The organism is Streptococcus mitis, assembly GCF_023110375.1.
Classification (GTDB): Bacteria; Bacillota; Bacilli; order Lactobacillales; family Streptococcaceae; genus Streptococcus; species Streptococcus mitis_CI.
This window is the reverse complement of the sequence record NZ_JALDVV010000004.1, coordinates 97261-112137: the sequence shown is the minus strand read 5'-3', so window position 1 is coordinate 112137 and position 14877 is coordinate 97261. Positions and strand designations below refer to the sequence as shown.

The following is a 14877-nucleotide window of genomic DNA, read 5'->3' as shown; positions in this document are numbered from 1 at the left end:
ATGAAAATCTATTGCAGACTGTAAAAAATCAAAGCTTGACTGCTGGATACATAGCCTTCAAACTTTGATTTTTCTGTCTTATCTTATCTCATTCCCATTTGAGCGAGCTTGGTTTGATATTTATTTTGGTCTACTAAGAGTGCCTGTCCTCCATAGACATCATAGGCATCGACCCAATCACCTAGTTCTGGAACTGTTAATCTTTCAATGCCATTTTGCGCTCCATCTAGGAAGGATAAACCATTGGTCAGTAGGAAACTATACGGAACATTCGTAGAGGTCATCCCAAAGACCTTACCAAGTGCTTCTGATCCAGTAAAGAGTTTGGTTGGATCCTTGAGTTGCTGCAGAACAGCTGTCAGCACTTGCTGTTGTCTCTTGGTACGACCGTAATCACCTTCATCATCATCACGGAAACGTGCATAATTGAGCAAGGTTGAACCGTTCATCTGCTGTTTCCCAACTTTAATAGTCTGGGTTGGTGACTCTGTTTCCGTAGCATGTAAATCATCTCCGACTGTAGCTTCGGTTAAAGGTTGACCTTCTAAGGTTGAGAATTTGGCATCAATCGTTACACCGTCAGGAAATAGGGTGTCAATAGCAGTTGCGAAGGCCTGGAAGTCTACCAAAGCGTAGTACTTAATGTCCAAGTCAAAATTGTCTTTTAGGACTTTTCGAACCATTTCTGCCCCTTTTTGCCCCTCTTGTTCCCCTAACTCATAGGCCACATTCAACTTATTATCGGACTGCTTTCTACCATTAATGACTTGACTGTATCCGTCTATATAAACCAAATTGTCACGCATAAAGCTGGCCAGTTTGATTTTTTTATCTGAGCCACCAACGTTTAGAACCATAATCGAGTCCGTTCTCGTCTCAGCACTATTTTGGCCAATCCGTCCATCCGTTCCCATAATCAAAATATTGACCCCATCCTTGGTATCTTGACCATGAAAAACTTCTACTTGAGCTGCCTTAGCATTGGCAGGTTTGGTTGGATCCGCATTTGAATAACCTTTTAGGAACATAAAAATCATACCAAAACCAACACAGGCTAGAAGAGCAAGCAATCCTGCAAAAATGCGCCCCCAACGAATCTTACGTTTCTTGGACTTAACCTTTGGAAGAGAATGGCTTTTCTGGTATTTTTTTGCACGACTACGGTTACCATAGGATGGAAGAGGAGACTGATTGATTGGTTCCATGAAAGACTCTTCCATATCATGATTTTCACTATGAATTTCTGGTGAAGCTTCACTACCACTAGCCATATTTAACTTACCTTGCAAGTAAGCAAACTCTTTTTTCTCTCGCTCATTGAGATAATGAATGTTCTTAAAGAGATAGTCATAACGTAACTGCTCATGATGACTTAAGGGATTTTCTTTACTCATCTTCTCTCCTTTCCGTGGTCTGATATTGGATAAATAGGATAGGCTCCCAGAACTTTATACTGGATTCCAATCGCTTCTAATTCTTTTTGGGCAAAGTGGACCAAGTCCTTATCGGCATAATCCACATCGATAATGAAAAAGTATTCTCCCAGTGCTGTCTTGAGTGGTCGACTTTCAATTTTTGTCAGGTCAATTCCTCTCCAAGCAAAGGTTGAAAGAGCCTTGTAGAGGGCACCGGGAAGGTTGTCAGGTAAGGTCAAGGCCAAACTCATTTTCTCCCTTTGTGCTTTCAAGGGAATACCAGGCTTTTCAGCTCCCAAGACCCAGAAACGTGTGAAATTGGCTTCCATTTCTTGAATATCTTCGGCAATCAGTTCCAAGCCATATTCTTCGGCAGAACTTCTAGGAGCAATGGCCGCATAAGATTGGTCTGGATGTTCGGAAATAAAACGGGCCGCATAAGCTGTACTAGCTGTTACCTCGATTTGGGCCTCTGGATATTGTTCATCGATGAATTTCTTTCCTTGAGCCAAAGCCTGAGGATGAGAAAAAATCTTTTCAATCTTAGTATGACCTGGAACCACCATCAACTGCTGATGAATAGGCTGAACGATTTCTGCCACTGCTTGGATACGAGCCTGATGAAAAAGATAGTCCAAGGTTTCATGAACACTACCCTCAATAGAATTTTCAACTGGCACCACAGAATAGTCCACTAATCCTTGCTCATAGGACTTGATGACATCTGTAATGTTGGCAAAAGCCTGCAATTCCTCCTGAGGAAAAGCTGTCTGCACAACGTGGTGTGAAAATGATCCCTTGGGACCTAGATAAGCAATTTTCATCTCAGTTCCTCTATAATTTCCTCTGGGCTTAGCTTGGTCACATCCAAAACCTGACTAGCTACTTCCTCATACCAAGCCTGTCTTTCTTGGAAAATAGCTGCAAGTTCTTCCTTGCTATTATTTAGAAAAAGCGGACGCTGATTGTCCTTATCAGCTGCGATACGGTGGTAGAGGGTTTCAAAATCAGCTTTCAGGTAGATATTATCTGCATTAGTCTTGAGTAAGTCACGATTTCTCTGAGAAACAACCACTCCTCCACCAGTTGACACAACTCGGTCCGTTTTTAGTAAGTCTGTTAAAACCTCTGACTCCACCTGTCGAAAGGTCGCTTCTCCCTTTTCCGAGAAAAATTCCGCAATGGACATGCCTAAGCGCTTCTCTATCAGAGCATCCATATCGAGATAATCTGGGTCCAAGCCTCTTGCAATAGTCGATTTGCCAGCCCCCATAAATCCTAGTAATACCTTAGCCATGAATCAAGCTCTCCAAATCATCAAAGAAGCTAGGATAGCTGGTATTGATGGCTTCTGCACGGTCAAGCTCCACCTCTCCATCTGCAACCAAGAGGGCTGCGATGGCTGTCATCATGCCGATACGGTGGTCACCAAAAGTATTGACTCTAGCACCGTGAAGGGCTGATTTCCCTTTGATAATCATCCCATCTGCCGTAGGAGTAATATCTGCTCCCATACTATTCAAGGCGTCTGCCACAACCTGAATACGGTCTGTTTCCTTAACCTTGAGTTCCTCAGCATCCTTAATAACTGTTACACCTTGGGCTTGAGTCGCAAGTAGAGCGATAACTGGCAATTCATCAATCAAGCGTGGAATCAAGGCTCCACTAATTTCTATTCCTTTCAAGTCTGAAGACTCAACAGTTAAGGTTGCAGATTTAGCGACTGGGTCAATTTCAGTTATTTCTAGTTTCCCACCCATGGCACGAATGACATCAATAATACCAGTACGCGTTTCGTTGATGCCCACATTATTAAGCACCACACGAGAATTTGGAACAATCAAACCTGCGACCAACCAAAATGCTGCACTGGAAATATCTCCTGGAACAACCACCTTTTGTCCTGTCAATTTTTGTGGTCCTTGGACTGTGATTTTCTTACCGTCCACACTTAAATGACCACCAAATTGTTGCAGCATATCTTCAGTATGATTACGGGTGCATTCTTTTTCGATAATTACAGACTCCCCCTGGGCCTGCAAGGCTGCAAACATCAAGGCTGACTTCACTTGAGCAGAGGCAATCGGCAACTCATACTGAATAGGTGTTAAATTTTTAGTCCCCTTTAAGTGAAGGGGAGGCAGATCTCGCTTAGTTTGACCTGAAATACTGACGCCCATTTTTTTCAAGGGAAGGGTCACACGGTCCATTGGACGTTTGGAAAGACTGTCATCTCCAAACATTTCTACTTCAAAGTCTGCACCAGCAAGGACACCTGAAATCAGACGAATCGAGGTTCCAGAATTTCCCATATCAAGGGCATTTTGCGGCGCTTTTAAGCCATCCATACCTACACCTTGGATGGTAATAACCTCATCTTTATCCTCAATCTCAACACCAAGGTCACGAAAGACTTGCATGGTCGAAAGGACGTCTTCGCCACGTAATATATCATAAACCTTGGTCTCACCCTCAGCCAAACTTCCAAAGATAATAGAACGGTGACTGATAGACTTGTCACCTGGAACTCGGATACTGCCGTGTAAGTGGCTAATGTTTGTTTTTAGTTTCATACTGGACCTCATACTTGCAATACTTTTACCTATTTTATCATAAAAAGCCAGAAATTCCTTAAAAATTTCTGACTTTATGATAGTTATTTTCTTATTTTAGCAATTCTTTTCATTTTCAATTTACCAACTATCTGAAGAACCACCACCATCAAATCCACCGCCACCCCAATCATCTGAAGACCAAGATGAACTAGAACTACCAGAATCATATGAATCTGATCCACCATAAGAACTTGACTGTACTCTTTGTAAAGCATAGTAGCTTTTTGTGAGCTCGGAAGTCCAAGAAGCATTCCTCACAAAATCTTTATCGTTTGGATAGAGTTTCCCCTTCCCATTATAAGAGTATTGAGAGCGATTAAGCCTATCTAGGTGCTTTCTTTCAACTTCTGCGTAGTATGCTTCTATAAGTAATGTAGTCCAAGTGTCATTAGGGAGAAAACCTTTTGAGTCTGGATAGAGTTTGTTATATCCTTCGTACTGATATTGAGACCTAATTAAACGCTTATTTTTTTTATAGTCAGATTTACGTTCTTCAGTCCACGTATCATTAGGTACAAAGTCAGGAAAATCTGGATACAGCTTACCTTTTCCCTCGTACTCATACTTAGAAAAGCGGCATCTTTTTAAGTACTTGATCCACGTTGCTAAACTTAGTAAAAGAAAGAACAACAGATAGAACAATATCGGAAACGGAATGTAATCGAAGTACTTACTAAAGCCTTCATTATTTTTTAATGATTTTTCATAGCTTTTTGGAAGTCGATTATTTTCCTTCTTGTTTATGATTTCAGCTTTTCTAGACTCCGCTTTAGAAATGCCTACTAGAATTTTGTTAAGGGCATCAGTATATTTCCCTTCTTTCATGTACGGTTTAGAATCATTTAGTAAGGAACTGGCCTTAGAGTCAGTAAGCCAAATTGCTGCTTCGTTGGATGTTTCAATACGGAACTTCCTATCCTTTATAGCAATAGCAATTAAAATTCCACTGTTGGAATCTTGTTTCCCAACTTTCCATTTGCGTGCAACCTCATTGGCTACCTCTTCAATACTGGAGCCGTCCAGAGTATCTACAATATAAATACCCACTTGGGTTTCACTTCCAGCATTCATACTCTCTAACGTTTCTGCAACACTAGTGGTTAAATAACCGTTAGGATCGTAAATACCATTTAAAGGACGATCTGGAACAGCTATATTAGCCGCAACAATAGGCATAAAAAAGAATAAAGGGGTAATTAAGAGTATAAGTAACTTTTTCATAGAAGATACCCCACAAGACTAATCAGTTAAATTGACTTTAGGGACAACCTTTGCATCTTTCTCTGCTTCAATTAACTCAGCTCTTTGGAAACCAAACAAACTAGCTATCACACTAGTAGGAAAACGTCTAATGGTCTTATTATATTCTGTTGCAGTATCGTTATAATCTTTACGAGCGACAAACAAACGATTTTCAGTTCCCTCAAGCTCTGAAATTAGAGAAGACACTTGTGTATCAGCTTTTAACTCCGGATAATTTTCTTGAACAACTAGCAATCGAGAAATGGCAGAAGTTAATTCGCTCTCCCCTTCATTTTTTGTTTCTGTATTTCCTGAGCCAATCTTAGAACGAGCATCCGCAATCTTTGTAAAGATGTCTTCTTCGTGCTTCATATATCCTTTTACAGAATTTACAACATTTGGAATTAAGTCAGCTCTACGTTGAAGTGCCACTTCAATCTTCGAGTTAGCTTGTTTCACAGATTCATCTTTGCTGACAAGACTATTGTGCGAACCTGTCAACACTATAATACTGATGAAGATAATTCCTACAGGAACTCCGATTAGAGCAATTAATTTTTTTGACATATTTTTTCCTATTTTCTATTGTTCATCATTTATCTACTATTTATCGATAATAAAAATTTCATTCTCTTTCATAATTGTTTCTATATTTATTATCTCATCAACAATTTCTAACTTATCAATTGAAGTAGAAAATAACAGTTATAAACTTTCAAATTCATTTTGTATTATAGTTATGATTTTCAATAGCCTATTTAATTTGTTTTGTATTTTGTTTATTAGTAAAGACATTCATCCCCACAATTATTATTAAACAGACCATTCTAATAGCTCTAGCTTATACAGTAGTTACCAATAATAATCATACGATTAAGAAAATACCTATAAGTAATGAACAAAATAATGTTCTTATTTTAGCAATTCTGAAACTGGTTCGAAAACAATTTTTTCAATGTCAGAAAGGTAAATTGCCAATTGTTGTTGCTTAGTAAAGAATTCTGACAAGAGGCTATTTCCTTGAATCTGCTTACCAAAGCCTTCCATCTTCGCTTGGAAGGAAGCGTCTGGCATTTGACCTGTCTGCGCTAGTCTTTGAATTTCCTCTTGGAAAGTAACATATTCTGTAAAGATTTTGCTTGCCTCAGCATCTGCTGCAATCGCATCTTTAGCTGCTTTAACAGCCTTGTATTCTGGTAATTCGCGTAGACCGCGACTGAGTTCATTTGCACTATCGTAAATATTTGACATGATTTTCTCCTTATTTGATGACGACTGTATAGTCTGTTTTTTCTGTTATGAGGTGCTCAGCTCGTTCCAAGTCTTGAGCGTTTTTAAATGAAATTTGTAGGATCCCGTGAATATCTTCACGGTTTTCCTCATTGATGTGAATATTAACCAAGGAAGTTCCACGTAGTAGTTCCAAAATCCTCAAGATGACGTTTTCTTCATCGGGAACGTCAACATAGAGGTCATAAGAGCTATCCACACCACCACGCTTATGGATTTCCATAGCCTGACGTTGCTCACGCGCTTGATTGAAAAAATTCCAGATTCGCTCTTCATCTCCCTTACTGATAGCTTGTCCAACCTCATCTAAACGTTCCTTGAAATCCTCAATACGGTCTAGAATAGTCTCACGATTGGACAAGAGAATGGAGGTCCACATACCTGGCTCGCTTTCCGCAATTCGGGTCATATCTCGAAAACCACCGGCCGCAAAACGCCTTGCCATCTCATGTTCTTGAGCATAGACCGCGGTCTGTTCCATGAGACTAGAAGCCAGAATATGAGGAAAATGGCTAATCTGAGAAGTGACACGATCATGCTCCTTGGCATCAATCTCGATAAAACGAGCATGAAGACCTGAAAGCAGATCCTTCATTTCCTCAAGCGTGTCCTGACCTGTCAGACTCGAAGGTGTAAAGATATAATAGGCATTTTCAAAGAGATTGACATCCGCAGAAGCAGCCCCTGTCTTGTGACTACCAGCCATGGGATGGGCCCCGACAAAGCGAACAGGTTTGCCAGCCAAATATTGCTCCGCCGCATCCACAATGGCTGACTTGGTCGAACCAGCATCTGAGATAATCACGCCTTCTTTCAAGTCCAAGTTGGCCAATTCCTTAATGAAAGCAATGGTTTGTTTGATTGGCAAACTGAGAATAATGATATCTGCCAAAGGAGCAAAACTAGCAAAATCATCCGTTGCACGGTCAATCATGCCTTCTTTCAAGGCGATATCTCTCGAAGCTTGACTGCGATTATAACCTAAAATTTCATAATCTGGATGATCGCGTTTGATACCAAGTGCCATCGAGGCACCGATCAAACCAAGACCTGCGATATAGACTATTTTTGCCATAGGAACTCCTTAATAGTTCTTTGTATAGTCTCGGTGTTGGGCTACCGCTTCTTTTAGTTCCTCGAGATTATCTGATGAGAATTTTTCAAGGATTTCTTGCGCCAGAACCGTTGCCACAACGGCTTCCATGACCACACCGGCTGCTGGAAGAGCGGTCGGATCACTTCTCTCCACGGTTGCCTTATAAGGTTCGTGGGTTTCGATATCCACACTCATAAGAGGCTTATAAAGAGTAGGAATAGGTTTCATAACTCCACGAACAACAATGGGTTGCCCATTAGTCATACCGCCTTCAAAGCCCCCTAGATTGTTGGTACGGCGGGTATAACCGTCTTCTTTAGACCAGAGAATTTCGTCCATAACTTGGCTGCCTTTACGATAACCAGCTTCAAAGCCAAGACCAAATTCCACCCCTTTAAAGGCATTGATAGAAACAACTGCTTGAGCCAATCTTGCATCCAATTTTCTGTCCCATTGGACATAGGAACCAAGACCGACTGGAACACCTCCGACGACTGTCTCGACAACTCCACCGATGGTATCACCGTCACGTTTAATTTGATCAATATAATCCTTGATTTCCTGTTCCCTTTCTTGGTTGACAATAGAAACTTCTGACTGGGCAGCTCGTTCCTTAATCTCAGCGACTGTTAGATTTTCAGGAACATCGATTTCCTTACCACCAAAGACCACGACATGGTTGGCAATCTCCATACCCAGCTCAGCCAAGAGGCGTTTGGCTACTGCCCCAACTGCCACCCGCATGGTGGTTTCACGGGCAGATGAACGCTCCAAAGAATTTCTCAAATCGTCAAAACGGTACTTGATTCCCCCAACCAAGTCGGCGTGACCGGGACGAGGATGGGTGATTTTTCGTTTGCTTTTAAAGCGGTCTTCAATGTCCTCCGCAGACATGATATCCAGCCATTTCTGATGGTCCTTATTGACGACATCCATGGTAATGGGAGCCCCAGTAGTCTTCCCATGGCGAACACCCGAAGTAAAGATAACTTGGTCGCTCTCAATCTTCATACGACCACCGCGGCCGTATCCACCCTGACGACGTTTCAAATCCTCATTGATGTCCTCAGCTGTCAAAGGAAGTCCAGCTGGAATTCCTTCAATGATAGCCGTCAGACGGGGACCGTGTGATTCTCCTGCAGTTAAATATCTCATACACTCTCCTTATTTTACCAAGTAGTCTTTCATCTCTTCCAGAGAAACTGGGTGAATGGTCGCTGAACCGAGCTCTGGTACCAAGACCAATTTCAAGGTATTGCCACGTGCTTTCTTATCATGAGTCAAAGCCTGATAAAGCTTGTCAACATTCCAGTTTTCATAATCAACAGGCAAGCCAAACTTCTGACACATTTCTGTGATGGACTGGGTAATGCCAGCTGGCATGAGGCCTTTTTCCTCAGCCACCTTGGAAATCTGCACCATGCCCATGGCCACAGCTTCTCCATGCATGACCTTGCCATAACCAGCCGTTGCTTCAATGGCATGACCAATAGTGTGGCCAAAGTTGAGGTAAAGGCGTACACCATTGTCCAACTCATCCTCAACTACCATCTTGCGCTTAACCTGACAAGAATGTTCAATTAAAGTCTCTGCATGTTCCAGAATGCTCTCAACAGAACCATCCAGCTCCGTCAAAAGAGCCCACAGTTCTGGAGCCTCAATCAAGCCATACTTGATAACCTCACCCATCCCTTCAATCAACTCTCTTTTTCCAAGCGTTTCAAGAACAAGTGGGTCAATCAAAACCCCATCTGGTTGGGCAAAGGTCCCCACCATATTTTTAGCAAATGGAGTATTAACACCTGTCTTTCCGCCGATAGAAGAATCAACCTGGGCTGTCAAGCTAGTCGGTATCTGAACAAAATGAATACCCCGCATATAGGTAGAGGCTACGAAACCAGCCAGGTCCCCAACGACACCACCACCAAGAGCTACGATTCCATCGCTACGAGTCAGACCTTGCTTGACTAAAAATTCATAGACTTTCTGGACAGTAGTTAAATTCTTTCTTTCTTCCCCTTCTAAAAAGTCAAAAACCGCTACCTGAAAACCAGCATCTTCTAGGCTGAGCTTGACCTTCTCTGCATAAAGAGAAGCTACATGGTTGTCTGTTACAATGACCACTTTTTGTGGTTGCCATAGTTCTCGCAACCATTGACCAGCCTGAGCCAGACAGCCTTTTTCAATCTGAATATCATAAGGATGATGAGGAATATCGATTCTGATTTTCATAGGAGAATCTCCTTTTCTTTATTGGTATTTTTCTGTTAAGGACTGCCAAATCTCTTCTGTCGGCATTTCCTTTCCTGTCCACAGTTGAAAAGCTTCTGCAGCTTGATAGAGCAACATTCCCAGACCATTGACTGCTTGATTTCCCTGACTTCTGGCCCATTTCAAAAATGGTGTTTCAAAGGGTTGGTAAATGATATCTGCTACTAAAAGAGTTTCTGATAGGACAATGCTTTCAGGAACTGGAGATGATTGACCATCCATCCCTACACTTGTCGCATTGACAAGTAAATCCGACTCAGCAATCCTTGCTTGCAGTTCAGAAACATCTTCTAAAGCATACAAGTCCACTTTAAAGCCTGTCTGCTCCTGTAACTTGTTCAGGTAAGGTCTTGTTTTTTTCATAGAAACTGAACGAACAAAGACAGAAATCTGACTGACTCCGTCCAAAATAGCTTGTGCCAAGATAGACTTGGCCGCACCACCTGCACCCAGCAGGGTCATCTTCTTACCTGAAATTGTAAAAGAAGGCAAGCTCTTAAAAAATCCCTTGCCATCTGTATTATATCCAATTAAAATGCCATTCTCATTGATAACCGTATTGACCGCACCGATCAAGCGCGCTTCGTTACTCAGCTCATCCAAATAAGGAATTACTTGCTCCTTATAGGGCATGGACAGGTTGATGCCAAACATCTGGTAGCGACGAATATTAGCCACTGTGACTTCCAAGTCAGCCGCTTCAATCTCCCAAGCCACATAAGCACCATTGGTAGCTGTCGCCTCAAAGGCACTATTGTGAATAAAGGGGGAAATAGAATGCTTAATAGGGTTGGCAACAACTGCAGCTAAACGTGTATAGCCATCAAGCTTCATCCAAAATCTCCCTGATTTTTTTCATGTTAGCTAGGGAAATCTGACCTGGGGCACTTGCCTCATCTAGACTAGCAAAGGACCAGCTAGAACCTGTCACATCCGCAGTGATACGAGAGACCTTGCCCACCTTGCCCATAGAAATGGTCACATATTCCTGTTCAGGATTGAGGGTTTTAAAGCCTCGTGTATAGTTCATCAAGTCTAGCACATCCTGCTCCGTATGAGCCATCACCGCAACCTTAACAAGTTTTGGATTTAGACTCGTCAACTCTGATAAGATTTCCATCATATTTTCAGGTGTTTCTTGGAAATTGTGGTAACTCAAAACGAGATTTGGGAAGTCCAGCATTTCCTCAAAGACATCCTTGTAACTATAGTACTCAAAATCAATATAGTCTGGTTGATAGAGTTGCGCCACTTCCTTTATTAGATGGATATATTCTTCCGGAGAAAGGTCAATTTCTCCCCCTTCAGCACGAGTTCGCAAAGTGAAAACCAACTCACGGCCTGCAAATTTTTCAAAAATCGCTGGAGCCACCTGCAAAATCGCTTCCTTAGGCAGATAGTCGGCACGCCATTCAATGATGTCGGCATCTAGGTACCTCGTGGCGTCCAGAGCCTGGACCTCCTCTAAACTTCTTGGCATTACTGAAACAATTAATTTCATTTACTAACCTTCATACTAATCACCTTGAGGTAATTACTACTTTCATCTTTTTTATTATAGGCAAAATCTGCTGGAAGACCGTATTTGTTTAAAATCTGGTAACTTCTTCCTGCAAAGCCTTTATCAATTTGTTCTGTAAATTTCTGGCGGGATACATTGGCAGCATTGGTACTGGCAATGATAATCCCTCCCGGATTTAAAATCTCAAGACTCTGGGAAATCAACTTGTGATAATCCTTGGCCACAGAGAACGTTTGTTTTTTGTTCCGAGCAAAGCTAGGCGGATCTAGGACAATCACATCATAGGTCAAGCCTTTTCGCTTAGCATACTTGAAATACTCAAAGACATCCATGACTATAAAACGATGGTTGTCTGTGCTGAGCCCATTTACCTGAAAATGCGCTTGAGACAATTCTCGTGAACGTTTGGCTAGGTCAACCGAAGTTGTCTGGCTAGCTCCCCCCATGGCTGCAGCTACTGAAAAGGCTGCTGTGTAGGAAAACATATTGAGCAAGGATTTACCCATAGCCAACCCATCCACTAGACTACCACGAACCTCGTGCTGATCTAGGAAAATCCCTGTCATCAAGCCATCATTCATAAAGACTTGATACAGAACACCATTTTCCAGAACAGTGAAAAAGTCAGGTGCTTCTTGGCCATAAACATGGGCAGATTCATAGTCCAAACCCTTAAAACGGATCTTCTCATAGGTCCCTAAAACCTCAGGAAAAACCTGTCTAAAGGCTTCTGAGATGGTCTGACGAATCTGATAAACATAAGAGTTATACCAAGAAAAAACAGCATAGTCGCCATAAAGGTCCACTGTCAGACCGCCAAAGCCATCTCCCTCTTGGTTGAAGAGACGAAAGGCAGTTGTCAATTCGTCTTGATAGTAGGCACTTCTCTTTTCTTTAGCTTGTCTAAACAGTGCTTCAAAGAAAGCTTGATTGAAGGTCACCTTATCTGTGCTCACAAACCAGCCCAAGCCCTTGTTTTGCTGAGAAAGGTAGGCAGTACCAAGAAAGTTTCCATCTTGACTATGAACTTCTACTTCCTGATCCTTGAGATGAACATCTGCAAGATCGCTGGCTTCTAGTAAAACAAACCCCTTGGAAAGCTTTTTTTCAACCTGTTTGTTGACTCTTATTCTATTCATAGTCCCTATTATAGCAAATTTTGTGACAATTCTCAAAAAAGAAACTACCCTTGCTTTTTTACTCTAGTTTTAAAAAATGGTATACTAATACTAATAAAAACTTAGGAAGTAATTGTGTGAGAATCAATTTTAACAAAATCCAAAAAGCCATGGGTACCAGACTGGGTTTTGTCCTAACCCTTTTAATCCTCTATTGGCTCAAAACCTTATTAGCCTATGCCGTTGACTTTAATTTAGATATTCAATTGGGCAAGCTGCAAGGAAATTATCTTGCCTTTATCGCCTTTTTCAACCCCCTTCCTTTGGGACTCCTCCTGCTGGCTCTAGCCCTCTATGCTCGGTCAACCAAGATCTTTTATGGCCTGAGTATAGCTATTTATAGCCTTTTGTTCATTTGGCTTTATTCTAATATTTTTTACTATCGAGAATTTAGTGACTTTATCACGGCCAATACCATGAAGGTGGTCAGCAAGGTGTCTGTTGGTACTGCGGAACTAGAGTTACTGCGCTTTTGGGATTTCATCTATTTTATGGATTTCCCACTGCTGGCTTTCCTTCTCTATAAAAAATTCATCCAGCTGGATAGAAGACCCTTCAAATTCCGCTCCAGTGTTGCCATCACTGCTCTCTCGGCCCTGCTCTTTTCAGCTAACCTTTTCTTGGCTGAAATTGAGCGTCCCGATCTCCTGTCGCGAGGATTTTCCAATTATTATGTTGTCCGTGCCCTTAGTTTGCCAGCCTTTTTAGGCTATAGTGCCAACCAATCCTACAGTGCAAACAAGGAACGGGCTAAGGCCTCTGAGACTGACCTTCAACCTATTACAGATTATATCCAAGAACATTCGGCTAAGCCCAATCCAGACTATTTTGGCTTGGCCAAAGGGAAAAATGTGATTTATCTCCACTTAGAGAGTTTCCAGCAATTCCTGCTTGACTATAAACTCAACATAGATGGAACTGATCATGAAGTCACTCCCTTCCTTAATTCCCTCTACCATTCGCAAGCAACCCTAGCCTTTTCTAATATCTTTAACCAAGTCAAGGCTGGTAAAACCTCAGATGCAGAAACCATGCTAGAAACCGGTTTGTTTGGACTTGACCAAGGTTCCTTTATGGTTAACTATGGAGGTACCAATACCCAGCAAGCTGCGCCTTTTATCCTATCAAAAAACGGCTATCAATCGAGTGCCGTCTTTCACGGCAATATCGGGACCTTCTGGAACCGAAATACGACCTACAAACAATGGGGCTACCAATACTTCTTTGATGCTTCCTATTTTACTAAGCAAGACAGTAGCAATTCTTTCCAATATGGTTTAAATGATAAAATCATGATGAAAGATTCTATTCAGTATCTGGAGCACTTGCAGCAGCCTTTTTATGCTAAGTATATCACGGTATCCAATCACTATCCCTATGCTAGCAATCTAACAGGCGATGAGCTTGGTTTCCCACTGGCTAAAACCAAAGATGAAACAATCAATGGCTACTTCCAAACAGCTAACTATCTGGATAGTGCTATCAAGGCCTTCTTTGACTATCTCAAAGAAAGTGGCCTCTATGAAAAATCCATCATCGTCATCTACGGAGACCATTATGGCATTTCCAATTCCCGCAATCCTGACCTGGCTCCCTTGATTGGCAAGACTTCTGAGAACTGGTCGAATTACGACAATGCCATGTTGCAACGAGTGCCTTTTATGGTGGTCATGCCTGGCTATGAAAAGGGACAAATCATCAATACCTTCGGTGGACAAATCGATATCTTACCGACTCTCGAACACCTCCTTGGTATTGAGTCCAATTCCTTCCTTCAAGTCGGCCAAGACCTTCTGTCTCCAGATCATCAAGAAATCATTGCCTTTCGAACTGCCAATTCCTTCGTCACACCAAAATACACCAGTTATGACGGACGAACCTACTACACTGAGAGCGGTCTTGAAATCAGCAATCTTGATGAACAAGCTCAGACTGAACTAGAAATTGTTCGTCAAGCAGCTAGTCAACAGCTAAAAATCAGCGACCAGATTCAAACTGGTGATTTGATACGTTTCTACCAAGCAGATCATCTTGGAAAAGTTGATACAGAAAGTATTTCTTACCTCAATTCTTTACCAATTCTGCAAAAGATTGAGCAGGAAAAGGGAAGTCAGTCAACTAGCCTCTTTAGCCAACGACAAGGTAAAACCAGTACTGACCTTTTCAAAGCTCCAAGTTACCAAGAACTCCACCCCGAGTCTGCAGAAACTGAATCAAAATCACAATAAAAAATGCTCTTCCGTCTTGG

The 14877-nt window shown here is 41.8% G+C and carries 14 protein-coding genes; 1 reads left to right on the top strand and 13 read right to left on the bottom strand.

What is annotated here, in order from left to right; translation table 11 throughout:
* Positions 1-83 precede the first annotated feature (83 nt).
* The 13 genes from M1G12_RS04685 to M1G12_RS04625 all read right to left on the bottom strand — a co-directional run bounded on the left by M1G12_RS04685 (position 84) and on the right by M1G12_RS04625 (position 12590).
* On the bottom strand, positions 84-1394 hold the full coding sequence (locus M1G12_RS04685; protein ID WP_024057048.1) for an LCP family protein: 1311 nt from the start codon (positions 1392-1394) through the stop codon (positions 84-86).
* Positions 1391-2239, bottom strand: coding sequence for a prephenate dehydratase (pheA, locus tag M1G12_RS04680; RefSeq protein WP_247949481.1), 849 nt, complete (start codon positions 2237-2239; stop codon positions 1391-1393). Before pheA ends, M1G12_RS04685 begins: the two co-directional genes overlap by 4 nt.
* Complete coding sequence (locus M1G12_RS04675) at positions 2236-2712, bottom strand: shikimate kinase (protein WP_247942113.1); 477 nt, start codon at positions 2710-2712, stop codon at positions 2236-2238. Before M1G12_RS04675 ends, pheA begins: the two co-directional genes overlap by 4 nt.
* Positions 2705-3988 (bottom strand): 3-phosphoshikimate 1-carboxyvinyltransferase, encoded by a 1284-nt coding sequence (gene aroA, locus M1G12_RS04670; RefSeq protein ID WP_247949480.1) that lies wholly within the window; start codon positions 3986-3988, stop codon positions 2705-2707. Before aroA ends, M1G12_RS04675 begins: the two co-directional genes overlap by 8 nt.
* A gap of 120 nt (positions 3989-4108) precedes the next feature.
* Entirely contained in the window at positions 4109-5251 is a 1143-nt protein-coding gene (locus M1G12_RS04665) for a TPM domain-containing protein (protein ID WP_023946362.1), read from the bottom strand.
* Between the two features lie 18 nt (positions 5252-5269).
* Positions 5270-5839, bottom strand: coding sequence for a LemA family protein (locus tag M1G12_RS04660; RefSeq protein WP_247942115.1), 570 nt, complete (start codon positions 5837-5839; stop codon positions 5270-5272).
* A gap of 345 nt (positions 5840-6184) precedes the next feature.
* Positions 6185-6523, bottom strand: a complete 339-nt coding sequence (locus M1G12_RS04655; RefSeq protein WP_064276487.1) for a YlbF/YmcA family competence regulator — start codon at positions 6521-6523, stop codon at positions 6185-6187.
* Between the two features lie 10 nt (positions 6524-6533).
* Complete coding sequence (locus M1G12_RS04650) at positions 6534-7637, bottom strand: prephenate dehydrogenase (protein ID WP_084947508.1); 1104 nt, start codon at positions 7635-7637, stop codon at positions 6534-6536.
* Positions 7638-7646: 9 nt separating this feature from the next.
* Complete coding sequence (aroC, locus tag M1G12_RS04645; RefSeq protein ID WP_247949479.1) at positions 7647-8813, bottom strand: chorismate synthase; 1167 nt, start codon at positions 8811-8813, stop codon at positions 7647-7649.
* Positions 8814-8822: 9 nt separating this feature from the next.
* Positions 8823-9890, bottom strand: coding sequence for a 3-dehydroquinate synthase (gene aroB, locus M1G12_RS04640; protein WP_247949478.1), 1068 nt, complete (start codon positions 9888-9890; stop codon positions 8823-8825).
* Between the two features lie 18 nt (positions 9891-9908).
* The gene (locus M1G12_RS04635; protein ID WP_247949477.1) at positions 9909-10763 is read right to left on the bottom strand and encodes a shikimate dehydrogenase; all 855 of its coding nucleotides are present in this window, start codon (positions 10761-10763) and stop codon (positions 9909-9911) included.
* Positions 10753-11430, bottom strand: a complete 678-nt coding sequence (gene aroD, locus M1G12_RS04630) for a type I 3-dehydroquinate dehydratase (protein ID WP_049516075.1) — start codon at positions 11428-11430, stop codon at positions 10753-10755. The genes M1G12_RS04635 and aroD overlap by 11 nt, the downstream gene beginning before the upstream one ends.
* Positions 11427-12590, bottom strand: coding sequence for a class I SAM-dependent rRNA methyltransferase (locus tag M1G12_RS04625; RefSeq protein WP_247949476.1), 1164 nt, complete (start codon positions 12588-12590; stop codon positions 11427-11429). The genes aroD and M1G12_RS04625 overlap by 4 nt, the downstream gene beginning before the upstream one ends.
* Before the next feature lie 149 nt (positions 12591-12739).
* Here M1G12_RS04625 and M1G12_RS04620 point away from each other — a divergent pair, with 149 nt between their 5' ends.
* The gene (locus tag M1G12_RS04620; RefSeq protein WP_247949490.1) at positions 12740-14857 is read left to right on the top strand and encodes an LTA synthase family protein; all 2118 of its coding nucleotides are present in this window, start codon (positions 12740-12742) and stop codon (positions 14855-14857) included.
* The last annotated feature ends 20 nt before the right edge of the window (positions 14858-14877 follow it).